Raw genomic sequence first — 25,558 nt, forward strand, 5'->3', positions numbered from 1 at the left:
CCGATGGTCACGATTACAAAAGAGCAGATCGAAGCCTATCAACGCGATGGTGTGGTCATGATCCCCGGTGCGCTGAGCGACTGGGTCGAGGTGATGCGCGACGGTGTGGAACGCAATATGGCGGAGCCCGGCGAATATGCCTCTGAAAATGCTGTTACCGAAGGACGGTTTTTCGACGATTACGTAAACTGGACCCGGATTGCGGAGTTTGAAGACATCGTGCGCAACAGTCCTGCGGCGGAAATTGCGGCCAGGCTGATGCGGTCGGCCTCGGCACAGTTTTTCCACGACCATGTGCTGGTCAAGGAACCCGGCACACCGAAACCCACGCCGTGGCATCAGGACGGGCCTTATTACTTTGTCGAAGGGGAACAGACGGCGAGTTTCTGGCTGCCGCTGGATCCGGTGCGCGAGAACTCGTTGCGGTTCATCGCGGGCAGCCACAAATGGGAAAAGATGGTGCGCCCGGTCAGCTGGGCCGATGACAGCGATTTTTACCAAGGCCAGCAGGAGTGGATCCCGGTGCCGGACCCGGATGCCAATCCCGGTGACATGACGGTGCTGGAATGGGAGATGGACCCCGGCGATGCGGTGGTGTTTGACTTTCGCACCGTTCATGGCGCGCGTGGCAACACGGCTGCAACCCGCCGCCGTGCGCTCAGCCTGCGCTGGATGGGGGATGACGCTCGTTATGTCGAACGCCCCGGCCGCACCTCTCCTCCGTTCCCCGGCCACAACATGACCTCGGGCCAGAAGCTGCGCGAAGACTGGTTCCCCGTGCTGTGGCATGAAGGGGACGACGCGTGAGCTGGTTTGCACTGTTTCTTCTATGGATGCTGGCCAATCTGGCAGTTGCGCCCTGGGTGTTGGAACGTGCCCGGACGGTGATGGACAGCGTTGCGCGCCGCAAAGCACCGGGCGGCTTTGCGGAGCTGCCCTCCGGCCTGACCCATTACCAATGGCACGGGCGGGAGCGTGGGCCGCTGATCCTCATGGTCCACGGTCTGACAACCCCCAGCTGGGTGTTTTCCGCCGTGATCCCGGGACTTGCCAAAATGGGCTTTCGCATCCTCACCTATGATCTTTACGGGCGCGGGTATTCCGATCGCCCAAACGGCAAGCAGGACGAAGCCTTCTTCCTGACCCAGCTTGAAGAGTTGCTGGAGGCGCTGCGGATTGATGGAGAGATCTCCTTTTTGGGCTATTCGATGGGGGGCGCAATTGCCACGGCCTTCACCGCCCGCCATCCCCACCGGGTGGATCGCCTGATGCTGCTTGCCCCGGCAGGCATGATCTATCACACCGGGCCTTGGCTGGCCCGCGCCCGGGACTGGGGTGCATTCGGCAACTGGCTGTGGGGGCTCATCGGGAGCTGGGTGATCTGTCAGGCGGCCAAGCCTGACGCGGCAGCCGCACAAATCCCAGACTTGCCCGCGCGCGTAAAACAGGAAACCCAGATCCGGGGATCTGTCCGTGCGGTGCTGTCATCGGAACGCAACATGCTGTCCGTAACGCAGGAAGCCGAACACCGCGCCATTGCGGCCACCTCGATTGCGGTGATTTCGGTCTGGGGCGAGAAAGACATTCCCATCCCGCTCACCGCTATGGGCAAACTGACCGAATGGAACCGCGCCTGTTATAAATATGAGATCAAAGGCGCCGGGCATGGTCTTATTTACACGCATCCCGATGAAGTGATTTCTGCCTTGCAGGAACATCTGCGCGAAGTTTGAACCGCTTCGTAATCTTTCCTCCCTACGGGCAGCGCATTTGACTTTATCCCCCACCGGGGGATAGGGTTCATCCATGACTGATCAACATCACCACCCGTCCCACCCACAGATCACCGCCCGACTGAAGCGTGCGCATGGGCATCTGGCCAAAGTCATCTCCATGCTTGAGGCTGAGGCCAGCTGCACCCAGATTGCCCAGCAATTACATGCGGTTGAAAAGGCCATCACCAATGCAAAGAAAGTGTTGATCCACGATCATATCGACCATTGCCTGGATCCGGACATGCCGGTGGATATGCAGGATTTCCGGGAAATCACAAAATATCTCTGAGAGGCACCCCTCGGGATACACATCCCCTCTCTTCCCATTTCAGGCGACAGACAGATCCCAGGGCCCATCGATGATCAGCATCCTGAACAACCGAACCTACCGCCACTTGTTTGGTGCCCAGATCGTGGCACTGACCGGCACCGGGCTGGCCACGGTGGCCCTTGGCCTGCTGGCCTATGACCTGGCGGGGGACCGGGCTGCGATGGTGCTGGGCATCGCCTTGACGATCAAGATGGTCGCCTATGTGCTGGTCGCCCAGGTCGCGGCGGCCCTGGCTGAACGGATCAGTCGCCGCCGGGTCCTGGTCACGCTGGATCTGTTCCGTGCGCTGGTGGTGTTAGGCCTGCCGTTTGTCACCGAGATCTGGCAGATTTATGTGCTGATCTTCCTGCTGCAATCCGCCTCAGCCGGGTTCACCCCGACCTTTCAGGCCACCATCCCGGATGTGCTGCCAGATGAGGAAGACTACACCCGCGCCCTTTCTCTCTCCCGCTTGGCAATGGATCTGGAAACCCTGCTCAGCCCGCTTCTGGCGGCGGCCCTGTTGGGTCTAACCGGGTTTGCCACGCTGTTTCTGGGAACATCGCTGGGGTTCATTGCATCGGCGCTTTTGGTTGTTTCCGTCCTGTTGCCCACGCCGGACCCCGGCAAACCCCGCCCGATCTGGGAGCGCACGACACGAGGCATTGGCCTTTACCTGAAGACCCCCCGCCTGCGCGGGCTTTTGGCCCTGTGTTGGGTCAGTTCGACAACCGGGGCCATGGTCTTTGTCAACACGGTGCAATTGGTGAAATCCGATCTGGGACTGGGTGACAGCGCGGTCGGTCTGGTGCTGGGAAGTTTCGGCGCAGGCTCCATGGTGGCGGCCCTTGCCCTGCCTCGGCTGTTAAAAGGAACCGAAGATCGCACCGTGATGTTTGCGGGGGCAGGAATAAGCCTCTCAGCCCTTGCCGGGTTCGGCCTGATCGGCCTTGTCCTGCCGGTCAGCTTTGTACTGATCTCCGGGATCTGGTGCGCCATCGGCTTTGGGTTTTCCGCCACGCTCACCCCCTCTGGCCGTGTCCTGTCGCGATCCGCCCATCGCGCGGACCGGCCCGCGCTGTTTGCCGCACATTTCACCCTGTCCCACGCCTGCTGGCTGGTGGCCTATCCGCTCTCTGGTCTGCTGATGTCTCATCTGGGCGCTGTCGGCGCCGCGTTAATATTATCCGCTCTTGGGATGGTGGGCGCAGCCATGGCAGTGCGACTTTGGCCCCGGCACTCGTCACAATCGGTTGAGCATCGTCATGATGACCTGCCGCCAGATCACCCACATCTGGCCGGCGATGGCCCACATGCCCACGCCATTATCATCGATGATCTGCACCCCCGGTTTCCCACCACACGGGGCTAAAACACTTTGGACCGGCCCCTTAAAACAACAAACCCCCGAAGCGAGGCTGCGGGGGTCGTCGTGGCGAGGAATTGACAACTCCCCCACCGAATACGATCAGATCTTAAAGAAGACCCTCACGTTGCGCTTTTTTCCGAGCCAGCTTGCGCTGACGGCGAATAGCTTCCGCTTTCTCACGGGCTTTCTTCTCGGAGGGCTTCTCGAAATGCTGCCGAAGCTTCATCTCGCGGAAGACACCTTCACGCTGAAGTTTCTTCTTCAGCGCACGAAGCGCCTGGTCTACGTTGTTATCGCGAACCGAAACCTGCATGTGGTTGTCACCACCTTTCTAAGTTAGTGTTTGCAGAATTGCAGGAACGGCCCCTTTAGCAGGGAAAGTGAGTCGTGTCCAGATAAACCACCCGCTGCAGGTGGCAACACGTGACAATCTGAATGCTACCCCCCACGCCCAGAACCTGTATAAGTAAACAAGATTTTCCCCGGCCCGGATCGACATCATGATCAGTAAAACAGACTTCCTTGACACCGCCCTCAACCACGTCCCCTTCGACGGCTGGTCCGAGGCCACGATGAAGGCGACGCAGGACGAATTGGGGGTGTCTGACGCCGAGCTGCAGGCGCTGTTTCCGCGCGGGGCGCTGGATCTGGCGCTGGCCTACCACAAGGCAGGCGACGCCGAGATGGTTGCAAAGCTCGAAGCTGCCAATCTGGACGAGATGCGCTTTCGCGACCGCATTGCCGCCGGGGTGAAGTTCCGGCTTCAGGTGGCTGATAAGGAAATGGTGCGCAAGGGTATGGCCTTTTTTGCGCTGCCCCAGAATGCAGGCGTTGGCACGGCCGCCCTTTGGGAAACCTGCGATGCAATCTGGGCCACGCTGGGAGACAGCTCCCAAGACGTGAACTGGTATACAAAACGCGCCACGCTTTCCGCCGTTTACTCCTCAACCGTGCTCTTTTGGCTGGGGGATCACAGCGAAGGCGATGCAGCCACCTGGGCTTTCCTCGATCGGCGCATCGACAATGTGATGCAGTTTGAGAAGGTGAAGGCGCAGGCGCGCAAGAACCCGCTGTTCAAATCCTTCATGGCCGGTCCGGGGAAGATCCTTGAAACGATCAAGGCCCCCGGCACCCGAGACATGAACCCCAAATATCCGGGCCGCTGGGCGCCCTCTTCCCCGAATGGAGACACGTGAATGACCGACATGATGCGCGCGGTGGAAATCTCGACCCCCGGTGGGCCCGAGGTGTTGAAACTTATCGACGCCCCAATCCCTACGCCAGCGTATGGTGAGGTCCTGATCAAGGTGGCCTTTGCAGGCGTGAACCGCCCGGACGCCATTCAACGCGCAGGAAATTACGCCCCGCCCCCCAACGCCTCACCGCTGCCCGGCCTGGAAGCATCCGGGGAGGTTGTAGCCATTGGTGAAGGCGTAACAAGCTGGAATATAGGTGATAAAGTCTGCGCCCTTCTACCGGGCGGCGGCTACGCTGAATATGTCACCACCCCCGCCGCCCACGCCCTGCCTGTGCCTAAGGGGATGGGACTGCGAGACGCAGCCTGCCTTCCTGAAACATACTTCACCGTATGGTCTAATGTTTTCATGCGCGGCGGGTTGCAGGCGGGCGAACGATTTCTGGTCCATGGCGGCTCCTCCGGCATCGGCACCACCGCCATCCAGCTCGCCAGCCATTTTGGTGCGCGCGTTTTCACCACGGCAGGCAGCGATGAGAAATGCGCGGTCTGCACCGAGCTTGGCGCGGAGCGGGCGATCAACTACCGCGACGAGGATTTTGTCGAGGTGCTGAAAGGGGAAGGTGGCGCCAACCTGATCCTCGACATGGTTGGCGGCGACTATATCGCCCGCAACATCCGGGCACTCGCCACCGAGGGTCGTATGGTCCACATTGCCTTCCTGTCCGGCCCCAAGGCCGAAATCAATTTCGCGCAGATCATGGCCAAGCGCCTGACCGTGACCGGTTCCACCCTGCGCCCGCAATCCGACCTTGCGAAAGCCAAGATCGCCGAGGAATTGTTGGAAAAGGTTTGGCCGCTTCTGGACCAGGGCACCGTCAAGCCCGTGCTCGATCAGGTGTTCCCGCTGGCAGACGCCCACGCCGCCCATGCACGCATGGAAACCAGCCAGCATATCGGGAAAATTTGTCTGGAGGTGTGAACCGAGTGAGCTTCTCAATTTCGTTTAATCGCTCAGATAAGGCAGTAGCTGGCACCGGAGAGATTTCACTTGGGCGCCAATCCGAGACCTTTTCCTCCTGCTTTAAGCATTTCGACCTCAAACAGTATGAAGCTCAATGGAAGAGTGCTCTCCGTATTACCCTAACAGAACGGCGTACCAGCGCGTTGTTTTCAAGCATCGAATTGGACGATGATGGAGTTGGAAGACTGTGGCTTTACTCAGTCATTCCATCAGAACTCGCCGGCGACACAGCATCCAAGCGCGCACGATTGACAGATTTCCCGGCTCAGGAAGATGCCGGAATATTTATTGGTCAACGTTTCATGAATGTAACGGTCAATATTTCCAACTTTGAACGTCGTATATTCGAAACTTATGCAGACGGCTCGCACGGTGATGAGCTGGCCCTATACTACCTAGATCTATCGGCACCTGAGCGGTTTTTCGGCTATCTTGATGACAACATTGCTGACTGTTCTCATTGGTATTTCTCCAATGAAGACTTGCAAAGCTTTAAAGCATAGCCCCTCTCTCACCACACCGCCTTATGGAGCCATCCCCCAGCCTACTGACCTACGGGAAGAAAGGTGCGGGAGCCCCCCGCGAGATCAGCGGATCGGGTCCAGAAGCGCACGTGTCTGCGAACAATCCCGCCGCACGTCCCGACCACATTCCCGCGGTTCAAGATCCTTGGTCAGGCACAGGCGCGCTTCCTGAATGCGATCCCCTTTGCAGGTGATGGTCAGCATATTGGCCTGCCAGTCCGGGTTGGCCTGCAAAAAGGCGTCCTCGATCACTTTCGCGGGCAGCCGCACCGGGTTTTCCAATTTGCGTAAAACCTCCGGCCGCTCCACTGCTTCATAAGCCCGGCGCACGGTGTCGTAGTAATCTGCGGGTTCCAGCCCGGCACAGGTGCCGTGTTTCTTCCACTGATACCAGGCCGCCCCTCCATCGCCGAAAATATCCGCCTGCGCACGGGTCATGCCGCGCGACGGGGTGCGAAAGCTGTGCCGGCAATAGCTGGGCCACCCGGTTTCATATTGCGGCCACAAACCATGCACGACCCAGCCTAAATCCCGCGACGGATCACATTGCTCGGATCCCCGCGCATCCCCTTCGACAGCACACCAGTTTGGGGACCAGCTTAACGCCAGAACGTAATAGTCGAAGTCCCCGGACGGCTCCCCATCTGCCCAAAGGCCCAGCACTGAGAGCCCCCAGATCACCCCTGCCAAAACCGCCTTACGCATTTGCTCTTCCCTCTTTTTCCTTTCTCCCTTATATAGACCGCAAGTTCCCCGACAACGAGAACCGGTCTGGAAAACTCCCCGTGAGACCAGACAGCCCAGCCAGGGCACGGGAAAGTCGTATCCGGGCCACGTGTTTTCAAAGGAGAGTTCCAATGTCGAACAAACCGATCATGGCAAAAGCCACCGCCGTCTGGTTGGTGGACAACACCACCATCAGCTTCAAACAGATTGCTGACTTCTGCGGACTGCACGAGCTGGAAGTTCAGGGCATTGCCGATGGCGATGTGGCCACCGGCGTGAAAGGCTTTGACCCGGTTGCCAACAACCAGCTTGACCCGTCCGAGATCGAAAAGGCCGAGGCCAACCCGCTGCACAAGCTGAAGCTGAAATTCTACGCCGCAGCCGTGGGCGAAGAGAAACGCCGCGGCCCGCGCTATACCCCGCTGTCAAAGCGTCAGGACCGCCCGAACTCGATTCTGTGGCTGGTGAAGTTCCACCCGGAACTCAGCGACGGTCAGATCGCCAAACTGGTGGGCACCACCAAGCCGACCATCCAGTCGATCCGCGAACGCACCCACTGGAACATCCAGAACATGGAACCGATTGACCCGGTGGCGCTTGGCCTGTGTAAACAGTCTGAGCTGGACCTCGCCGTGCAAAAGGCATCGAAATCGGCAGACGCAATGTCTGATGACGAGCGCCGCAAGCTGGTTTCGACCGAGCAGAGCCTTGCCATGGATGCAGAGCCGAAAATGCCATCGGCCATCGAAGGGCTGGAGACATTCACGCTGTCCAATGAACCCAAGGAAGAGAAAGAGGAAGTTCTGGATGCAGACAGCTTCTTCAATCTGCCTTCGGGTGATGATGCGGACGAAGACGACAGCTGATCCCCCCGCAAGCGCATTTCGAACCCCGGCCCGGCCTCTCCGGCGCCGGGGTTTTCATTTGTGCCTGAAACGGCACCCCCTAAAGCCGCCTCTGAAAATTGATTGCATTTTGCAGACGATTTTCTTCATTCCGTTAAGCCCCTGTTCACCCTCTTCATCCCATTCTGCCAGACAGACAGGAACGCAGAATGCGGAGATGCGGGTATGAAGATTGATGATGTCCTGGCACAGGAACGGCGCGCCAGAATGGCCGCTGAGCGGCTATTGGCCCAGAAACAGGCCGAGCTGTCCGATGCAAACCGGAAGCTGTCCCTTCATGCCCGTAATCTGTCTGAAGAAATTGTCGAAACGCGCGAGGACCTGAAGGAAACGCTCACCGAAAACTCGTTGGTCAAGGCCGATCTGGAACGCGCCACGGAAGAGATTGTGATTGCCAAGAGGCGCCTGTGGGACAGTCTGGAAACCATCGAAGACGGTTTTGCGGTTTTTGACCAGAATGAATGCATGATTGCCGCCAATTCCGCCTATCTGAAACCATTTGACGGGTTGGAATGTATTGCCCCCGGCATTTCCTATGTCGAGATCCTGCACGCGGTTCTGGATGAAGGCATCGTCGATATCGGCACCATGCGACCCCTGGCCTGGCGCGATATGATGCTGACCCGTTGGCGCGCCCCCAAGCTTGAACCGCACACACTGCGCTTGTGGGACGGCACCTATATCAAACTGGTCGACCGCCGGTCTGGTGATGGGGATACGGTTTCTCTGGGACTGAACATCACCGACACCATCCAATATGAAGCCAAACTGAAAGAAGCGCGTTTCAAGGCCGAAGCTGCAAACCGCGCCAAGTCTGCCTTTCTGGCCAATATGAGCCACGAAATCAGAACCCCCATGAACGGGGTGGTTGCCATTGCAGAGCTACTGGCCGAGGGGGAGCTGGACGAGGAACAACAGCTTTATGTTCAGACCATCAAGAATTCTGGCGAAGCCCTGCTGACCATCATCAACGACGTGCTGGATTATTCAAAAATCGAAGCCGCCAAGCTGGTTCTGAAAACCGAACCCTTCGATCTGGAAGCCAAGCTGCACGATGTGGTTACGCTGCTCATGCCCTCCATGCAGGAGAAAGGTCTCGAAATCTCGGTGGATTTTGACCTGTTTGTCCCCACCTTGTTGACGGGCGACCCGGTGCGCATTGGCCAGATCCTGACCAACCTGATTGGCAATGCGGTAAAATTCACCCCGGAAGGGCATGTTCAGGTCCGCGTTCTGGGGGTCCCGGTCGATGGGGGCGCCAAACAGAAAATTCACATCACCGTCGAAGACAGCGGCATCGGTATTCCTGCCGAAATGCAATCCCATATCTTTGGTGAGTTCAATCAGGTCGAAGACGAGCGCAACAGGCGTTTTGATGGCACCGGCCTTGGGCTTGCGATCACCAAGCAACTTGTCGAGCTGATGCATGGGGAAATCTGGGTCGAAAGCGAGGAAGGCAGCGGGTCCTGTTTCGGCTTGCACATGACCCTTCCTGTTGTTCAGGACGTCGAAATCCCCAATCTTCCTCTGGGCTTGACCACGGCAACATTGTTGATGGATGCGGGGCTGCACCAGACAACCCTGTGTAAAAGCCTGCAGGCGATGGGGTTGGAGGTTCACCGGATCACCAGCCCGGACGCCCTCCCATCGGAACTGAGCGGCCATCACGTCCTCTTTGTTCAGGAAGAGATTCTTGCCCGTGCAACCCCCACCATGCTGCACGGCCTCTCTTCGGAAAATGTCCGAATTATTCAAGTAAACAGTCAAAACCATCAGGCGGCGGCCCCGATGCCCCCCAACTGCAGAATTGACCGCACCCTGTCGATGCCAATCCTGCGTCAGGAGCTGTTCCAGACACTGCAGGAAATCGACTTCAAATCTGTCCCCGCAGAGCCTGCCGCCATCTCAAATGCGCAAGACACGCTTGAGGCCGTGGCGGAGCTTATCACCGCCCCGCAGGCGACCCCGGCTTCTCCTGCCCCTGTTACCGAAACCGAACACTCCGACGGGCATGGCGACGATCAGCCTGCTCAAAACGATTTTCCCCGCCCGCCCGAACATGTGGATCTGCAGCACCTGCCTCAGGCACCGTTGCCACGGTTCCAACCACAGCCCGAGCAAACACCCTCTCTGATCCAGAACGACCAGACCGCTTCACAGGACCCCTCACAATCTTGCCCGCTGCCCCCCGCTGCGGCGACCCAAGACTTGCGCCAGATGCGGGTGCTCGCTGCTGAAGACAACCGGACCAACCGGTTGGTATTTTCCAAACTGGTCAAGCCGCTCGATATTGATCTGAAATTTGCCAATAATGGCCGCGAAGCCCTGGAGCTTTTTCAATCTTTTCAGCCTGACCTCGTGTTCATGGATATTTCAATGCCGGAAATGGACGGGAAACAGGCCACGCGCTGCATTCGCGAACTCGAAGCCGAACAAGGGTTACCGCATACCCGCGTCGTCGCGTTGACCGCCCACGCAATGGCGGGAGATGCCGAGGAGATCTTGCGTCACGGATTGGACAAACACCTGACCAAACCCCTGAAGAAACCCCTGATCATTGGTGAGATCCGGGACAATTGCCCCATCAACGCCCGCCCACCGCTTCTTGAGGATTAACCCCCTGCTCAACCCTCGGCATCACGCAGAAATGCCAGGCTGTCACCGTCACTCATTTCAGGGTGATATTGATAGCCACCCAGATCAAACCCCTTAAGATCCTTGGGGTCTGTCAGCCGGTTTTCCATCACATATCGCGCCATCGCCCCACGTGCTTTCTTGGCATAGAAGGACACAATTTTCGGCGTGCCATTTTTCATTTCATAAAAGCTTGGTGTGATCACCCGGGGGATCAGGATATCCCGGTTTGCCGCTGAAAAATACTCCACCGAGGCACAATTCACCAAGACAGAGGAGCAGGTTTGCTCGGCCCGTGCATTGATCGCCTCAGCGATGCGGTCTCCCCAGAACTCATACAGGTTCTTGCCCCGCGCATTTTTCAACCGAGATCCCATTTCCAAGCGGTGTGGCGCAATCAGGTCTTCGGGGCGCAAAAGTCCGTAAAGGCCGGACAGGATGCACAGGTGATCCTGCGCATAACGGCGCGCATCCTCTCCCAGACTGGGCGCATCCAACCCTGCATAGGTGTCACCCGCAAACATTTCCAGCGCCTGTTTCTCCCCCTGGCCCGAGCCGAAATCGGCAAATCGCTGCGCATTGAGCGCGCCGAGTTTGGGGGAAATATGCATGAGTTTTTCAAGGTCCTGCGCCGTCAATGCGCCAGCCGTGCGGGCAAGCTCGCTGGCCTGGTCCAGATAGAGCGGCATGCTGCCACCTTGAGCCTTAGGGTCTGTTTCATCCAGACGTTTCGCGGGAGACACCACAACCAGCATCACGCATTCTCCATCAAAATTTCCAAAAACACCGGCCCGAACCGTTCCACCTTGGTCTCATTCATCCCCCGCACCCGCGCAAGATCCGCAAGGGTTCCGGGTCTGCGCTCGGCAATCTGGCGCAGGGTGCCCGGGGTCAGGGTCATGTATTTGCCGCAGCCATCTTCGCCCCGCAACAACCGGGCGGCGGCCTCTTCCAGCTGATCGTAAAGCCCGGCCTCGTTTCGGCCGGCAAGTTTCCGACGCTGTGGGTGCAATTCGGGCGCATCCCTCGCAATGACTGATAAGAACGCATCCCCGTAGGTTTCAAGCTTCTTCGCCCCCACCCCGCCAATGCGCGCCATCTCATCCAGATTTCCCGGACGTTTCTCAGCCATTTCAATCAAGGTGCGGTCGGTGAAGACCACGTAGGCCGGCACGCGGGCGGCCTCGGCCAAAGCGCGGCGCTTGGCCTTCAGGGCAGACAGAAGCGGCGCGTCCTCTTCGGACACCATCATCTTTGCAGCCGGACGACGGGAGGGCTTGAGCATATCCCGGCGCAGGTGGACCTGCTCTTCCCCGCGCAGCACCGGATGCGCCTTGGGCGTGATGCGCAACGCCCCATGGCGCGCCGGATCCGGTCGCACCAGATCCAACCCAAGCATCTGTCGGAAAATGGCCTGCCACAGCCGTTTGTCATGTTCACGCCCCACGCCGAATGTGGGCAGATTGTCATGCCCCCGTTCGCGCACCCGTTCAGTGGCATTTCCGCGGAGAATGTCGATCAGATGCCCGGACCCGTAGCTTTCGTCAGTGCGCAGCGCGGCAGAAAGCGCCTTCATCACGTCTACCGTGCCATCAAACAGTTCGGGTGGACGTTCACAGAGGTCACAATTGCCACAGGGCTCGGAGGTTTCCCCAAAATAGGCAAGCAGTTGCTGGCGGCGGCAACCATGGGCTTCGGCCAACCCCAAAAGCGCATTGAGCCGCCCGTGATCCGCCCCCCGGCGTTCGGGCGAGGCCAGGCCCTCGTCAATCTGGCTCCGACGCAGGCGGATGTCATCGGGACCAAAAAGGGTAAGGGTTTCGGCAGGGGCCCCGTCCCGGCCCGCCCGGCCGATTTCCTGGTAATATGCTTCGATGGATTTGGGCAGATCGGAATGTGCCACCCAACGAATATCCGGTTTATCAATTCCCATTCCGAACGCAATCGTGGCAACCACAATCAGCCCGTCTTCCTGTTGGAAGCGACGTTCGACCTCTCGCCGGTCGTCGGCCTCCATCCCACCATGATAGTGGATGGCACTATGCCCCGCATCCCGCAAAGCCCCTGCCAGAGTTTCGGTGCGAGCACGTGTGCCGGAATAGACAATGCCGGACCGTCCGCGGCGGGCATCGGCGAAATCAAGGATTTGCTTGCGCGGATTGTCCTTCGCGGCAAAGGCAAGATGGATATTGGGGCGATCAAACCCGTGCAGGAAGCTGCGCGGCGGATCGCCGTCAAACAGCTTTTGCACAATCTCGTCACGGGTTTCCTGATCCGCGGTTGCGGTGAACGCGGCAAGCGGGACATCCAGTGTGCGCCTGAGTTCACCAATACGCAGGTAATCCGGGCGGAAATCATGCCCCCACTGACTGACACAATGGGCCTCATCCACCGCAATCAGCGTGGTTCCCGCACGTCGCAGCAGGTTCACGGTGCCGCCAGAGGCCAGCCGCTCCGGCGCCATGTAAAGAAGTTTCAGCCGCCCATCGGACAGCGCCGCAAACACGGCGTCATTTTCTTCCTCAGTATTGCCAGAGGTAAGCGCCCCGGCCTCAACCCCCGCCGCCTGCAGCGCGCGCACCTGATCGCGCATCAGGGCAATCAGGGGTGAAATCACCACCGTCACCCCCTCACGAACCAGGGCAGGAAGTTGAAAACAAAGGGACTTTCCGCCGCCTGTGGGCATGATGGCGAGTGTATTTTCCCCCGCAACCACGGCGTCCACAATCTCGGCCTGACCAGGCCGAAAGCCATCAAATCCGAAGACGGATTTCAAAAGGTCCAGATCACGGGGCATATGGGCAGCTGCTCGTTTCTTATGACGGGCAGAGTCTCATACCCCGGCGTTCAGAACAAGGGGGGTTAGGGCGTTGTTCAGTAGATCCCCATCGCCGCATTCACCAAGAGGCGTTGCGCGGCGTAAAGACCGATGATCACCACCAGCGGGGACAGATCCAACCCACCGGTTGCCGGCAGAAAGCTGCGGATCTTGGCATAGACCGGCCCCAGCAGACGCTCCAGCCCGTACCAGATCTGGGCCACCAATTGTTGGCGCAGGTTGAGCACCTGGAAATTGATCAGCCAGGACATCACCACATGGGCGATCACGATATACCAGGCGATTTGAATGACAAACAGCAGCGTTTGGATCAGGGCCAGCATGGGTGTTCCTTTCTTGGTCTTCATCCCATCTAGGGTCATGGGATCAAAAGGGCAAGGGTGACGCGCGGTCCTGGTTGACGCCGCGTTCGCACGATGGGCAAGAGATCAAAAACGGAGCTCCCCATGTATCCCTTCCTGCGCATGATCAAAGAGTTGGCGAAAAATGCCAACGCCTCCCCCCTGCCGGTCACGGGCACCCATGTGAGCCATCACCGCTGCTGGCCCTGGGATCTGGACCTGTGGCGCGAGCTGAACAACGGACGCACGCTGACCCTGTATGATCTGGGCCGCATCCCTTTGGCCGGGCGCACCGGGCTGACACGGGTCTTGCTCAAAAACCGCTGGGGGCTGACCATGGCGGGGGCCAGCGTGCGGTATCGCAAACGGATTAAGATGTTTGAACGGGTCGAGATGCATTCACGCCTTGTCGGGTGGGATGACCGCTTTTTCTATGTGGAGCAAAGCATGTGGAAGGGCGGTGACTGCGCCAACCAGATTGTCTATCGCTCTGCGGTAACTGATCGGAACGGGATCGTTTCGACAGATCGTGTGCGCGAGGCGTTGGGACATGTGGACAGGCCACCGCAACTGCCCTCCTGGGTGCAGGCCTGGATCGACGCGGATGCAATGCGGCCATGGCCCCCGGAACAGCCCCCACATGAAGCGCAGGCGGAAAATTCAGCCGCCAACGTGGCGTAAAGCGCACGGGCCACCTTGCCCTGTCCCGACAAACCCTGTTTGATCCATTTCATAAACAGCAATATCACCGGGCAGCAGGGACAACACCATGGCAGAGATTTCGGCGCGCAAGCGTATCTGGGGCTGGTTCTGGTTTGACTGGGCCAGCCAGCCTTACAATACGCTGATCCTGACATTTGTCTTCGGGCCATACGTGAAATCCCTGATCGGTGACGGTGCCGAAGCCCAGGCAACCTGGGGGTTCACCGTCGCCCTCGCCGGTGTCTGCATCGCATTGCTGGCCCCCGTGCTGGGTGCCATTGCCGACACATCCGGCAATCGGCTGCGCTGGATCTGGCTGTTTTCGATCATGTATGTGATCGGTGCGGCTGGCATCTGGTTTGCGGTCCCCGGCATGGAGAATCTGACCTGGATTTTTGCCAGTTTCGCCATTGGCCTCATTGGCATGGAGTTCGCCACGATCTTCACCAACTCGATGCTGCCCGACCTTGGCACCCGCGAAGAGATCGGACGGATTTCCGGAAATGGCTGGGCATTCGGGTATATCGGCGGACTGCTGTCGCTTGTGATCATGCTGACGCTGTTTGCGGAAAACCCCGAGGGGCGCACGCTGATCGGGATTGAGCCGCTGCTGGGGTTCGACCCGGATCAACGCGAAGGCACCCGCTTTGTCGGGCCGCTGACCGCCATCTGGTATGCCCTGTTCATGGTGCCGTTTTTCCTGTGGGTGCGCGACCCGAAACACACCAACCCCAACCCGCAGATGATCAAACACGCCATACTGGATCTTGGCCAAACCCTGCGCAGGCTGCCCAAATCACAAAGCCTGTTTGCCTATCTCGGCAGCTCGATGTTCTACCGCGATGCGCTGAACGGCATGTATACTTTTGGCGGGATCTATGCGGCGGGAGTTCTGGAATGGAGCGTGGTCAATGTCGGCATTTTCGGCATCGTGGCCATCATCACCGGCGCGGTATTTGCCTGGCTTGGCGGAAAAGCAGATCACCGGTTCGGCCCCAAACCCGTGATCCGGTTCTGTATCCTCGCCCTGACGGCGGTGGCCGTCAGCGTGGTTTTCATCTCGCGCGAACAGGTGTTCGGTATGGTGGTGGGGGCAAACAGCGCAGCACCTGATATCGCCTTTTACATCATCGGTGCGGTGATCGGCGCAGCCGGAGGGGCCCTTCAATCAGCCAGCCGCACCATGATGGTGCGTCAGGCCAACCCCGAACGCATGACCGAAGCGTTTGGCCTTTATGCACTCGCAGGCAAGGCCACCAGCTTCATTGCCCCCTTTTCGATCGGGGTTGTCACCGCCCTGACCGGCAGCCAGCAACTCGGCGTAACCCCGCTGATCGCCCTGTTCATGCTGGGACTTTTCCTGCTGGTCTGGGTTAAACCTGATGGCGAGCATGAATGAGGCCCTGATCATGAGCAAACACTTCCTGTCCCTGCCGGCGATTGTTCTGGGCCTGCTGGCCACCCTCAGCAGCCCGGCACAGGCAGAGCGCCCCGCAAAAGAACTTTTTGGCAAGGCCCAGGCAGGATCCGCCCAACGTGCGGCGTCTTACGGCTCCTATGCCAAGGGCTGTGTGGCGGGCGCAGTGCAATTGCCGCAGACCGGTCCGACATGGCAGGCCATGCGCTTGTCGCGCAACCGAAACTGGGGCCATCCCGAGCTTGTGGATTTTGTTCAGGACCTGTCCCGAAAGGCCGCCCGCCAGACGGGCTGGAAAGGGCTTTACATTGGCGACATGAGCCAGCCGCGTGGCGGACCGATGCTATCGGGGCACCGGTCCCACCAGATCGGGCTGGATGCCGATATCTGGATGCTCCCCCCCACCCGGCTGAACCTGAGCGTGGCCGCCCGCGAAAAAATCTCCTCAATCTCAATGCGTCGGGCCAAGGGGGCCTATGTGAATGGCAGCTGGACACGCCAGCACCACAATATCCTCAAGGCCGCCGCCCAGGACCCTCGCGTGGCGCGGATCTTTGTCTTCCCCGGCGCCAAGGTGCAGATGTGCAAAGATGAAAAAGGCAACCGGGCGTGGCTTCGCAAGATCCGGCCCTGGTGGGGGCATCACTATCATTTTCACGTGCGGTTGAAATGCCCGAAGGGCGCGCGCGGCTGCGAAAATCAGGCCCCGCCTCCCAAGGGGGATGGCTGCAAGGATGCCGAAAAATGGGTGCAGGACATTCTTTATCCACCTCCCCCGCCCCCTAAACCTTCGAAACCACGCAAGCCGCGTGGCCCCCTCACTCTTTCGGATCTTCCAGCACAATGCGGCGCGGTCTTGTCTTCACAATAGCGGCTTTCTTGATCCTGCTCACCGCGTTCGGAGAAGCGCAGACAGCGGGCAAGGCATCTTATCTGCAGTCCTTCCGCATGCGTGGTGAGGGGCCAAATTTTGGTGGGTTCTCCGGGTTGGAACTCGGCAAAGACGGTCTCAGCTTCACCGCAATCACCGACCGGGGCTTTTTCATCAAGGGACAGATCCGTCGCAATGAAAACGGTCGGATCACCGGCATAAGCCAGACCGCCCCGGAAGGGTTACGGACCGACAAGGGCAATCCCCTCCCCCGATTTTTCAATGACAGCGAAGGGCTGGCAATTGCCGAGGACGGACAGAATTATGTCAGCTTCGAGGCCAAGCATCGGGTGCAGACGTATGCCACGCTGGGGCAACCGTCCCGAAACCTTCCGAAACACCCCGATTTTGACAAGATGCAGGTCAATTCCTCCTTTGAGGCGATCGCGGTGGACCCGCAAGGCACGCTTTTCATGTTGCCCGAGCGCAGCGGAGACACCGAAAACTTTCCGGTCTACGAGCTCCGACGTGGCGCCGACCAATGGCTGAAACGGTTCAGCATCCCGCGTCGCGGTCCGTATCTGCCGGTCGGGGCCGATATTGGCCCGGATGGCAGGCTCTACCTGCTGGAACGCCACCTTGCCGGCATCCTTGGGTTTACCAGCCGGGTGCGCCGGTTTGATCTGGGACCTGCGGGTCCGCGGAACGAGGTGGAGCTGCTGCGCTCTGGCCTGGGGGTGCATGACAATCTGGAAGGCATTGCCGTGTGGCGCGATGATCAGGAGCAGATCCGGCTCACCATGATCTCGGATGACAATTTCCAGTTTTTCCAGGTGAGCGAGATCGTGGAATACGTGGTGCCCAACGCCCCATGATCATGCGCTGCCCTGACGTAAGGGCTTCGTTATTTGGAAATTGGGGCTTGAATTGTTGACAATCGAGCGGTATGTCCAGCCCGCTTTTGGGGCAATGCAAGAGGCACCTTCCCAGAGGCCGAGTCGCCGCTACCTTGATAAAACGGATCAAAAACATGACCAGAATCCTACCTGGCGTAATCGCCATGGCCGCTGTTGTGGTGGCCTCAAATATCCTTGTTCAATTCCTCCTGCTTGACGGGCTGCTCACCTGGGGGGCCTTTACCTACCCGCTTGCCTTCCTGGTGACCGACGTGATGAACCGTGTCTATGGCGCGGGACCGGCCCGCAAAGTTGTGTTCGCTGGCTTTGTGGTTGGCGTGATCTGTTCGCTGATCGGCAGTCAGATCATGTTGCAGGGCGAGGGGTTTGAATATGCCGCGGTCCCGCTGCGCGTTGCTGTGGCATCGGGGGTCGGATTCCTGACCGCCCAGCTGCTGGACGTTGCCGTATTCAACAGCCTGCGCGACGGCAAATGGTGGCGCGCGCCACTGGCGTCGACCCTTGTGGGATCGGTGGTTGACACAGTGTTATTTTTCACCATCGCATTTTCGGCCTCGATCACCTTTTTTGGAGCCGACGCCGATGCCGCCATCAACTGGGCCTGGGACCCTGCCCCCTTCCTGACATTTGGTCTGAAAATGCCGCTTTGGGTCTCACTTGCCGTTGCCGACTGGCTTGTAAAATTGACGCTTGCTCTCGTTGCGTTGATCCCATTCCGGGTCATTGTCACGAAACTTTCACCAAGTGTTGCGTAAAAAGTTTTGACAAATACCAAATATGTGGCACCATCCTATTATCGCTAACATTGAGAAAGGAGGTGTCCATGTCGAGAGATGCAAAGGAGCGAGGTGCCGGGACAGTTTAGGTCACGCGCCTTCCGAGCAGCCTCGGAAGGTCACGTGGGCCAAAGTTGGCGGGCAGTTTTCAGATTGAGGCCCGGCTAACCGGCCCCACCTCCAAAATCTCGAAGGGTCGTCCCACAGGCGGACGGCCCTTTTCTTTTGGGCATCCCCTGCCATCATTTCCTAACAAAACTAGTTTTCTAGTTTTCTAGTTTTCTAGTTTTCTCCGAAAACCCTCATTTCCCTGATCAATCAAGTCACCTCTTCCATTTTGGATCCAATCCGCTAGGGTGCCCTCATGATCCGCGTGACTGACACAATAACCCTGCAAGATTGGGAACTGACCGAGAGCTTCACCCGCTCCTCAGGTCCCGGTGGGCAGAATGTCAACAAGGTCTCGACAGCCGTTGAACTCAGGTTCGAAGCTGCACGCAGCCCTGCCCTGACCCCCGCCATCAAAACGCGACTGAAACGTATCGCAGGGCGAAAATGGACCCAGGACGGCGCGTTGATCCTTCGGGTTGAAGATACAAGATCACAGGCACGCAACCGTGAAATTGCCGCCGAACGGCTGGCCGAGATGATCCGCAAGGCCCTCGTTGCCCCGAAACGCCGCATCGCCACCCGCCCAACATTAGGATCAAAGAAACGTCGCCTCGACGCCAAGAACAGGCGCGGGCAGGTCAAGGCTCTCCGGGGCCGCGTTCAGGAGGAATAGATGTCCGACACCCTCAGCCCTACCGCCAGAATTCTGGCCCGCCGTGAACAAAGGCTCGGCCCCAATATGACCACGTTCTACGACAATCCCGTGCATCTGGTACGTGGAGAAGGGGCCTGGGTCTGGGACGCCGATGGCAACCGCCTGCTCGATTGTTACAACAACGTGCCGCATGTCGGTCATGCCCACCCGAAAGTGGTCGAGGCGATTGCCAAACAGGCGCTCACCCTGAACACACACACCCGTTATCTTCACGAAGGTATCCTTGACTACGCAGACCGGCTGACCGCCACCTTGCGCCATGATCTGAGCGCCATGATAATGGTGTGCACCGGTTCCGAGGCCAATGACATCGCCCTGCGCATGGCCCGCGCGGTGACGGGCAAGACCGGCATTATCGGCACCGACAACACCTATCACGGCAATACGGATCTGGTGTCGCATCTATCCGCCAAGAAAACACCCATTGGTGGCCATGTGGACTGGGTGAAACGCGTGCCTGCCCCGGACAATCTTCGACCGCTTGGCGGGTCACACGAAACCCACGCTCAGACCTTTGCCGCCGGAGTCCAGAAAGCCATCGACGAGCTTGAAGCCACCGGTCATGGTTTTTCTGCCCTGATCCTCGACCCGTTTTTTGCCAATGAGGGCTGTCCGACCCTGCCCAAAGGCTTCCTTGATCCAACTGTCGCTGTGGTAAAACGTGCGGGCGGGGTGATTATTGCAGACGAGGTGCAGCCTGGTTTTGGCCGCACTGGTCATGATTTCTGGGGACATGAACGTATTGGGCTGGTGCCGGATATCGTGACCATGGGCAAGCCGATGGGCAATGGGCATCCGGTGGCCGGGGTCGTGGCAAAGCCCGAAATCCTGGCCGAGTTTCGCAACGCTTTTGGCTATTTCAACACCTTTGGCGGCAACCCGGTCTCTGCCGCCGCGGCAATGGCCGTGCTTGATGTCCTGGAAGAGGAAAAACTTGTCGAAAACGCCCGCGACACCGGCGAGTACACGCTGGATCTGCTGCGCCAGATTGACCATCCCTATATCGCAGACGTGCGCGGCTCCGGGATGTTTCTTGGGATGGAGTTCGTCACCGATACCGCCCTCACCCCCGCCGTGGAATTCACCAGCCAGCTGGTGGAGGAGATGCGAAATCGCGGCGTGATCCTGCATTCAATGGGGCGCGAGTATCACGCGATCAAGATCCGTCCACCGATGTGTTTTGACCGCAACCAGGCCGATCTTTTGGTCGACACTTTGTCCGCCGCGCTGAAGGAGATGCCCGTATGAGCGAGCTCAAAGAGGCGCTGAAAGCCTGGGGGGCACAGCATGTGCGACTGATCAAGGATCGCGAAAACGCAGTGCATGAGGTGCGGGTTGGCAAAGATCGCGCCGCCCTGCGCCTGCATCGGCCCGGCTATATGCCCGCCGCTGCGATCCGCTCCGAACTCGACTGGATGGGCGCACTGTCGCAGGCAGGGATGGAGGTGCCCGCCCCGCTATCCAGCCGGGATGGGCAGGCCGTGATTGCCCTCTCGACCGGGCGCCTGGCAACAATGGTGACCTGGGTCGATGGGCGGCCCATCGGTGACGGGGGGGTGCCGTTTGACATGCCCATCAACGAGCAGGTCGCGCTTTACCATAAGCTGGGCCGCGAACTGGCACGGCTGCATAATATCACCGACACGCTGACCCTGCCCGATGGGTTTACCCGCCACCGCTGGGATCTGGATGGGTTGCTGGGGGAGACCCCGTTCTGGGGACGTTTCTGGGAAAGCCCCGCCCTGTCCGAAAGCAACCGTCACCTGGTCAACCGCGCGCGGGCGGTGGCCCGGGACCGCGCACAGGCTTATCTGGAAAACGGTGCCGATTTCGGCCTGATCCATGCGGATGCCCTGCGCGAAAACGTTTTCATCAAGGATGGGGAGCTGATGCTGATCGACTTTGACGATGCGGGCTTTGGCTTCCGACTTTACGAACTCGCCGTAATGATGACCCAGAACGAAGACGAACCCGCCGCCGACCAGATCCGCGATGCAGCCATCGCGGGCTACCGCGAGTTGCGCGACTTTTCCGCAGAAGCCGAAGAGCTTTTGCCCATGTTCATCATGTTGCGTCGCTTTGCTTCGATGGGCTGGGCCGTGCCGCGGTATGAGCTGAGCGATCCGGCCCTGATCGGGTATACCGACCGCGCAGTCGCAGCCGCCCGGCGGTTTCTGTCTTGACCTCTGGACGCCAGTCGCAAGAATTTGACCAAACGCACCACCCGGAGCAACAAAATGCAGACTGCCAACACCGCCCTTCTGGTCATTGACCTGCAAAATGATTTCTGCCCCGGAGGCGCGCTCGCCGTGACCGGCGGAGACGAGATCGTCGCACCGATCAATGCGCTACTTGAGGAATTCCCGGTCAGGGTCTTCACACAGGACTGGCACCCGGCGGGGCACAGCTCGTTTGCGTCCTCGCATGATGGCAAATCCCCGTTTGAAACCATCGACATGCCCTATGGCCCACAAGTGCTCTGGCCTGATCACTGCGTGCAGGGCAGCGAAGGGGCAGCCTTTCATCCCGCGCTTCTGACCGATCCCGCTGACATGGTGATCCGAAAAGGGTTCCGCCCCGAGATCGACAGCTATTCGGCCTTTTTTGAAAACGACCGGACCACCCCCACCGGGCTTGAAGGGTATCTGCACACGCGGGGGGTGGAGAAGATCCTGATGGTTGGGCTGGCCACCGATTTCTGCGTGGCCTATTCCGCAATTGACGGGGCGAACCTCGGCTTTGATGTCACGGTCGACACGGCCCTTTGTCGTGCGATCGACCTTGACGGCTCCCTGAAAGCCGCCCGCGATCAGATGCAGGCAGCGGGGGTTACGCTGCGCTAACCCCCCTTTCCCTTCTGTCAGATGCCGGTTTAATCTGATCAAAACTTATTGGATGGACCCATGGTCGATATTGCCACCCGCGTCTACAATCACAGCTTCAAGGTCGACCCGATTGTGCGGTCGTTGATCGACACGGATTTCTACAAGCTGTTGATGTGCCAGTCGGTGTTTCGCAACAAGCGTGACACGCGGGTCGAGTTCAGCCTGATCAACCGGTCCACCCATGTGCCCCTGGCCCGACTGATCGACGAGGGCGAGCTGCGCGAGCAGCTGGACCATATCCGCTCACTCAGCCTCTCACGTGGCGAAAGCACCTGGCTGCGCGGCAACACGTTTTATGGCAAACGCCAGATGTTCCGCTCGGATTTCATGGAATGGTTCGAGAACCTGCGCCTGCCTGCCTATCATCTGGAACGGGTTGGTGATCAGTATGAACTGACCTTTGAGGGCAGCTGGCCCGAGGTGATGATGTGGGAAATTCCAGCACTCGCTGTTTTGATGGAGTTGCGGGGACGCGCGGTTCTGGGCGGAATGGGCAAGTTTGAGCTGCAGGTTCTTTATGCCCGTGCGATGACCCGCATATGGGAAAAAATCGAACAGATACGACAGCTTGACGGATTGAAACTGGCAGATTTCGGCACCCGTCGCCGCCATTCCTTTCTGTGGCAGGACTGGTGTGTGCAGGCAATGATCGAAGGGCTGGGCGACAGTTTTGTCGGCACGTCAAATTGTCGGATTGCCATGAAGCGCGACATCGAGGCGATCGGCACAAATGCCCATGAGCTCCCGATGGTATATGCGGCACTGGCAGAGGATGACGCTGCATTGCGGCAGGCGCCTTATGATGTCCTCGCCGACTGGCAGGAGGAGCATGACGGCAATCTGCGTATCATCCTGCCCGACACTTACGGCACGCAGGGTTTTCTGGACCACGCACCGGATTGGCTGGCCGGATGGACCGGCATTCGCATTGACAGCGGCGATCCCGCGGCAGGCGCAGAGATTGCAATCAATTGGTGGACCTCACGCGGTGAGGATCCACGCGAGAAAATGGTGATCTTCTCAGACGGGCTGGACAGCGCAAAGATCATTGAGCTGCATCAACAGTTCCGAGGCCGCGTAAAGCTCAGCTTCGGTTGGGGCACCCTGTTGACAAATGACTTCCGAGGGCTGGTCCCGGACGATGCGCTGGCGCCATTTTCCCTGGTGTGCAAGGCCGTGTCTGCCAATGGGCGCCCGACGGTCAAACTTTCAGACAATCCAAACAAGGCGATGGGGCCGGAGACGGAAATCGCCCGCTACAAACGGGTGTTTGGCGTGGGGCACCAAGCCGCGCAGGCGGTTGAGGTCTGAAACACTTTGCCCCTCATCGGGGCCGCCAATTCTAAAACGCTTCAATACGAGTTTTGATGCGGCTTCCACTGCATCCGACGATACACCCGACGCGCGCGCCGTCCGGGCAGTGGAAGGAACATGGCAGCAGTCAGATACAGAATGTAAAGATCAAGACGGATCGATTTATGTTTCTGATACAAAAGATCTATTCGGGCTTTTCGAGGCACGGACCGGCGCAGATAGACCTCTTCCGTTTCCTGCGGGCAGGAACATTGTGTCAGCAACCATTCTTCATGCCGATGGATCACCACGGATGCCAGCCCGGTGATGCCGGGACGATCCTTCAGAACCTGCGCGTAAAGGTCCGGACATGCGCGCACATAGCGCGGCTCCGGCGGGCGCGGACCAACGAAACTGATATCCCCCTTGATCACATTGATCACCTGCGGCAGTTCATCCAGGCGGAATTTGCGCAGGATGTGACCAATTTTTGTAATCCGGCTGGATTTATGCCCGCCCGTCACCCCCTTGTTGTTGCGCTCATGCACAACTGACATGGTGCGAATCTTATAGAGGCGAAATTTGCGACGCGGCGATTTCATACGCACTGACCGATATAAAAACGGGTGGCCATCATAGTGAACCGCAAGGACATAAAGCACGATCAGCATCGGCGCGATAAGCACCGACAACAGACAGGCCAGAGCCAGATCAAATATCCGCTTTGTCGTCAGTTGTCTGTTCCTCTCGCCACTGACCCCGGTCAGGGTTTCCCCTTCAGCCCTGAGAACAAGCCGCGCTTTCCCGCTGAACTCTTTTGGCTGCAACTTGGTCATGCGTATAAATCCTGCGCTTCCCACGGTCGAGGGGAGCATATCACGAGAAATGACTACCTTTAGGGTTGTAGCTTCTTCTCAAGGATTTAGCTACATTTTCCCTGTAAAAAAGCGGCGGAAATCTGCCGCTCTCCCTCAATAGTTGATGATTTCAGACAATTCGAGGTGAGTTTCTCCCGTTCTGGGGGAAACCGGTGGATCCGCAAATTTTCGCCACAGGAATGCCCCTTTCATATGATTCCTTGCGAAACGTGACACACACATGAGACAGGTGACCCATGTTGAAATCCACTTTTCTTGCCATTGCACTGCTGGCCGGTGCAGCAGCTTCAGCCGAGGCCGGATGCCGTCTGCAGCAGGTTTCCGGTGCAAATGCCCCGCTTCCGGCGAAGAATATCAACCGGGCTTTGCTGAATGCTGCCGTGATCGCGCAATCAAACTATGCGCGTTGCAAAAACGGCCTACCGCCCCTGAAAAGTGTCAGCGGCATGTCCAAACAGGCCGTGGCCCACAGCAAATGGATGGCAAAGTCACGCAAACTGACCCACAGGGGACGCACAACACTGATGGCTCGGCTGAAGGGCTCTGGTGTTCGTTTCAAAACCGGTGCCGAGAATATCGGCCTGTTCAGCCTGTACCGCATTGACGGGGTGATGACCCGTGATATTGACCTGAGCAAGTGCCGCATTGCCTATATGGATGGCACCCCGGTCCCGCGCCACAGCTATGCCTCTTTGGCCAAACTTGCCGTGGAAAGCTGGATGGCATCATCCAAACACCGCAAGAATCTGTTGATGCGCAAAGCCCATATGGTGGGCAATGGATCGGGCGTCGACTTGAAGGCTGCGCGCTGCGGAAAAGTCTACTTGACGCAGATTTTTGCCGGTTGACCCCCTGATTTGGCGCATTTTTATTGCAAACCTGCCACATCCGGCCTCTGATACGGCCAGCTTCCGCTCTTAGCCAAAAACAACCTTCCAAACCATTTTGTTCTATGCAAGAAAACTCTGGAAGGCGCGTCTGGTTGGCGCGGCCCTTGTAATTAACTTATGGAGTAATACTCATGAAAAAAGTGATCGCTCTGGCCGCTGCTGGCCTGATCGCCGCAACCCCGCTGGTTGCTGGTAACCTGGAAAACACCGTTGTTGAGCCGGAACTGGTTGTTGTTGAAGAAGCTGGTTCTTCGCTGAACGGCACCACCGGCGCTCTGCTGGGTCTGGCCCTGCTGGCCGGTATCATCGCAGTTGCTTCGGACAGCTGATAAGATTTTCCAGTTCTCTGGATGATCAGAAACGACGAGCCCTGCGGCTCGTCGTTTTTTTGTGCCTGACGTTAATCTGGGACTGGACGCCAAAAAAAATGGCCCCCGAAGGGACCATTCAAATAAAAGTCT

General features: G+C 58.5%; 27 protein-coding genes. 21 read left to right on the plus strand and 6 right to left on the minus strand.

What is annotated here, in order from left to right; translation table 11 throughout:
* Positions 1-3 precede the first annotated feature (3 nt).
* The 4 genes from XMD517_RS08855 (at position 4) to XMD517_RS08870 (ending at position 3,457) form a co-directional block, all read left to right on the plus strand.
* On the plus strand, positions 4-807 hold the full coding sequence (locus tag XMD517_RS08855) for a phytanoyl-CoA dioxygenase family protein (RefSeq protein ID WP_173485961.1): 804 nt from the start codon (positions 4-6) through the stop codon (positions 805-807).
* A complete protein-coding gene (locus XMD517_RS08860) occupies positions 804-1,733 on the plus strand; it encodes an alpha/beta hydrolase (protein ID WP_173485962.1) in 930 nt (309 codons plus the stop codon). Before XMD517_RS08855 ends, XMD517_RS08860 begins: the two co-directional genes overlap by 4 nt.
* A 73-nt stretch (positions 1,734-1,806) precedes the next feature.
* Positions 1,807-2,064 carry a metal-sensing transcriptional repressor gene (locus XMD517_RS08865; protein ID WP_173485963.1) on the plus strand — a complete coding sequence of 86 codons (258 nt, stop codon included), beginning with the start codon at positions 1,807-1,809 and terminating at the stop codon, positions 2,062-2,064.
* A 70-nt stretch (positions 2,065-2,134) separates the two neighbouring features.
* On the plus strand, positions 2,135-3,457 hold the full coding sequence (locus tag XMD517_RS08870; RefSeq protein WP_173485964.1) for an MFS transporter: 1,323 nt from the start codon (positions 2,135-2,137) through the stop codon (positions 3,455-3,457).
* Positions 3,458-3,560: 103 nt separating this feature from the next.
* Here the strand turns inward: XMD517_RS08870 and rpsU are convergent, their stop codons facing one another.
* Positions 3,561-3,767, minus strand: a complete 207-nt coding sequence (gene rpsU / locus XMD517_RS08875) for a 30S ribosomal protein S21 (RefSeq protein ID WP_018302784.1) — start codon at positions 3,765-3,767, stop codon at positions 3,561-3,563.
* 187 nt (positions 3,768-3,954) lie between these two features.
* Between rpsU and XMD517_RS08880 the strand changes: the two genes are divergently transcribed.
* From XMD517_RS08880 to XMD517_RS08890, 3 genes are read left to right on the plus strand one after another with little or no spacing between them, the layout of a single operon-like run.
* Complete coding sequence (locus tag XMD517_RS08880; RefSeq protein WP_173485965.1) at positions 3,955-4,650, plus strand: COQ9 family protein; 696 nt, start codon at positions 3,955-3,957, stop codon at positions 4,648-4,650.
* Entirely contained in the window at positions 4,651-5,631 is a 981-nt protein-coding gene (locus tag XMD517_RS08885) for an NAD(P)H-quinone oxidoreductase (RefSeq protein WP_173485966.1), read from the plus strand.
* Between the two features lie 5 nt (positions 5,632-5,636).
* The gene (locus tag XMD517_RS08890; RefSeq protein ID WP_173485967.1) at positions 5,637-6,176 is read left to right on the plus strand and encodes a hypothetical protein; all 540 of its coding nucleotides are present in this window, start codon (positions 5,637-5,639) and stop codon (positions 6,174-6,176) included.
* Between the two features lie 84 nt (positions 6,177-6,260).
* Here XMD517_RS08890 and XMD517_RS08895 read toward each other — a convergent pair whose 3' ends face one another.
* Complete coding sequence (locus tag XMD517_RS08895) at positions 6,261-6,902, minus strand: ribonuclease T2 (protein ID WP_173485968.1); 642 nt, start codon at positions 6,900-6,902, stop codon at positions 6,261-6,263.
* Between the two features lie 152 nt (positions 6,903-7,054).
* On the opposite strand from XMD517_RS08895, the gene XMD517_RS08900 reads away from it, so the two are divergent.
* Positions 7,055-7,789, plus strand: a complete 735-nt coding sequence (locus tag XMD517_RS08900; protein ID WP_173485969.1) for a DUF1013 domain-containing protein — start codon at positions 7,055-7,057, stop codon at positions 7,787-7,789.
* A 204-nt stretch (positions 7,790-7,993) separates the two neighbouring features.
* Complete coding sequence (locus XMD517_RS08905) at positions 7,994-10,444, plus strand: ATP-binding protein (RefSeq protein ID WP_173485970.1); 2,451 nt, start codon at positions 7,994-7,996, stop codon at positions 10,442-10,444.
* 8 nt (positions 10,445-10,452) lie between these two features.
* Here the strand turns inward: XMD517_RS08905 and yaaA are convergent, their stop codons facing one another.
* From yaaA to XMD517_RS08920, 3 genes are all read right to left on the minus strand, one after another.
* Entirely contained in the window at positions 10,453-11,217 is a 765-nt protein-coding gene (gene yaaA / locus XMD517_RS08910; protein WP_173485971.1) for a peroxide stress protein YaaA, read from the minus strand.
* Positions 11,217-13,259 carry a DNA helicase RecQ gene (gene recQ, locus XMD517_RS08915; protein ID WP_173485972.1) on the minus strand — a complete coding sequence of 681 codons (2,043 nt, stop codon included), beginning with the start codon at positions 13,257-13,259 and terminating at the stop codon, positions 11,217-11,219. Before recQ ends, yaaA begins: the two co-directional genes overlap by 1 nt.
* Before the next feature lie 77 nt (positions 13,260-13,336).
* Positions 13,337-13,624, minus strand: a complete 288-nt coding sequence (locus tag XMD517_RS08920) for a YggT family protein (protein ID WP_173485973.1) — start codon at positions 13,622-13,624, stop codon at positions 13,337-13,339.
* A 123-nt stretch (positions 13,625-13,747) separates the two neighbouring features.
* Between XMD517_RS08920 and XMD517_RS08925 the strand changes: the two genes are divergently transcribed.
* From XMD517_RS08925 to pncB, 10 genes are all read left to right on the plus strand, one after another.
* Positions 13,748-14,323 (plus strand): acyl-CoA thioesterase, encoded by a 576-nt coding sequence (locus XMD517_RS08925; protein ID WP_173485974.1) that lies wholly within the window; start codon positions 13,748-13,750, stop codon positions 14,321-14,323.
* An 88-nt stretch (positions 14,324-14,411) separates the two neighbouring features.
* A complete protein-coding gene (locus tag XMD517_RS08930) occupies positions 14,412-15,743 on the plus strand; it encodes an MFS transporter (protein WP_173485975.1) in 1,332 nt (443 codons plus the stop codon).
* A 10-nt stretch (positions 15,744-15,753) separates the two neighbouring features.
* On the plus strand, positions 15,754-16,632 hold the full coding sequence (gene mepA / locus XMD517_RS08935) for a penicillin-insensitive murein endopeptidase (RefSeq protein ID WP_173486341.1): 879 nt from the start codon (positions 15,754-15,756) through the stop codon (positions 16,630-16,632).
* 8 nt (positions 16,633-16,640) lie between these two features.
* A complete protein-coding gene (locus XMD517_RS08940; RefSeq protein ID WP_254449668.1) occupies positions 16,641-17,507 on the plus strand; it encodes an esterase-like activity of phytase family protein in 867 nt (288 codons plus the stop codon).
* Between the two features lie 155 nt (positions 17,508-17,662).
* The gene (locus XMD517_RS08945) at positions 17,663-18,304 is read left to right on the plus strand and encodes a queuosine precursor transporter (protein ID WP_173485977.1); all 642 of its coding nucleotides are present in this window, start codon (positions 17,663-17,665) and stop codon (positions 18,302-18,304) included.
* Between the two features lie 385 nt (positions 18,305-18,689).
* Positions 18,690-19,109 carry an alternative ribosome rescue aminoacyl-tRNA hydrolase ArfB gene (gene arfB, locus XMD517_RS08950; RefSeq protein WP_173485978.1) on the plus strand — a complete coding sequence of 140 codons (420 nt, stop codon included), beginning with the start codon at positions 18,690-18,692 and terminating at the stop codon, positions 19,107-19,109.
* Positions 19,110-20,399, plus strand: coding sequence for an aspartate aminotransferase family protein (locus XMD517_RS08955; protein WP_173487802.1), 1,290 nt, complete (start codon positions 19,110-19,112; stop codon positions 20,397-20,399).
* Entirely contained in the window at positions 20,396-21,334 is a 939-nt protein-coding gene (locus XMD517_RS08960) for a phosphotransferase enzyme family protein (protein WP_173485980.1), read from the plus strand. Before XMD517_RS08955 ends, XMD517_RS08960 begins: the two co-directional genes overlap by 4 nt.
* A gap of 54 nt (positions 21,335-21,388) precedes the next feature.
* Positions 21,389-21,994 carry a bifunctional nicotinamidase/pyrazinamidase gene (gene pncA, locus XMD517_RS08965; RefSeq protein WP_173485981.1) on the plus strand — a complete coding sequence of 202 codons (606 nt, stop codon included), beginning with the start codon at positions 21,389-21,391 and terminating at the stop codon, positions 21,992-21,994.
* Between the two features lie 60 nt (positions 21,995-22,054).
* Positions 22,055-23,347 carry a nicotinate phosphoribosyltransferase gene (pncB, locus tag XMD517_RS08970; RefSeq protein WP_173485982.1) on the plus strand — a complete coding sequence of 431 codons (1,293 nt, stop codon included), beginning with the start codon at positions 22,055-22,057 and terminating at the stop codon, positions 23,345-23,347.
* Between the two features lie 41 nt (positions 23,348-23,388).
* Here pncB and XMD517_RS08975 read toward each other — a convergent pair whose 3' ends face one another.
* Positions 23,389-24,165 carry a sugar transferase gene (locus XMD517_RS08975; protein ID WP_173485983.1) on the minus strand — a complete coding sequence of 259 codons (777 nt, stop codon included), beginning with the start codon at positions 24,163-24,165 and terminating at the stop codon, positions 23,389-23,391.
* A gap of 278 nt (positions 24,166-24,443) precedes the next feature.
* On the opposite strand from XMD517_RS08975, the gene XMD517_RS08980 reads away from it, so the two are divergent.
* Positions 24,444-25,055, plus strand: a complete 612-nt coding sequence (locus tag XMD517_RS08980) for a CAP domain-containing protein (protein WP_173485984.1) — start codon at positions 24,444-24,446, stop codon at positions 25,053-25,055.
* Between the two features lie 173 nt (positions 25,056-25,228).
* A complete protein-coding gene (locus tag XMD517_RS08985) occupies positions 25,229-25,426 on the plus strand; it encodes a hypothetical protein (protein WP_173485985.1) in 198 nt (65 codons plus the stop codon).
* Positions 25,427-25,558: the final 132 nt, after the last annotated feature.

Source organism: Aliiroseovarius sp. xm-d-517 (assembly GCF_013283135.1).
Lineage (GTDB): Bacteria > Pseudomonadota > Alphaproteobacteria > Rhodobacterales > Rhodobacteraceae > Aliiroseovarius > Aliiroseovarius crassostreae.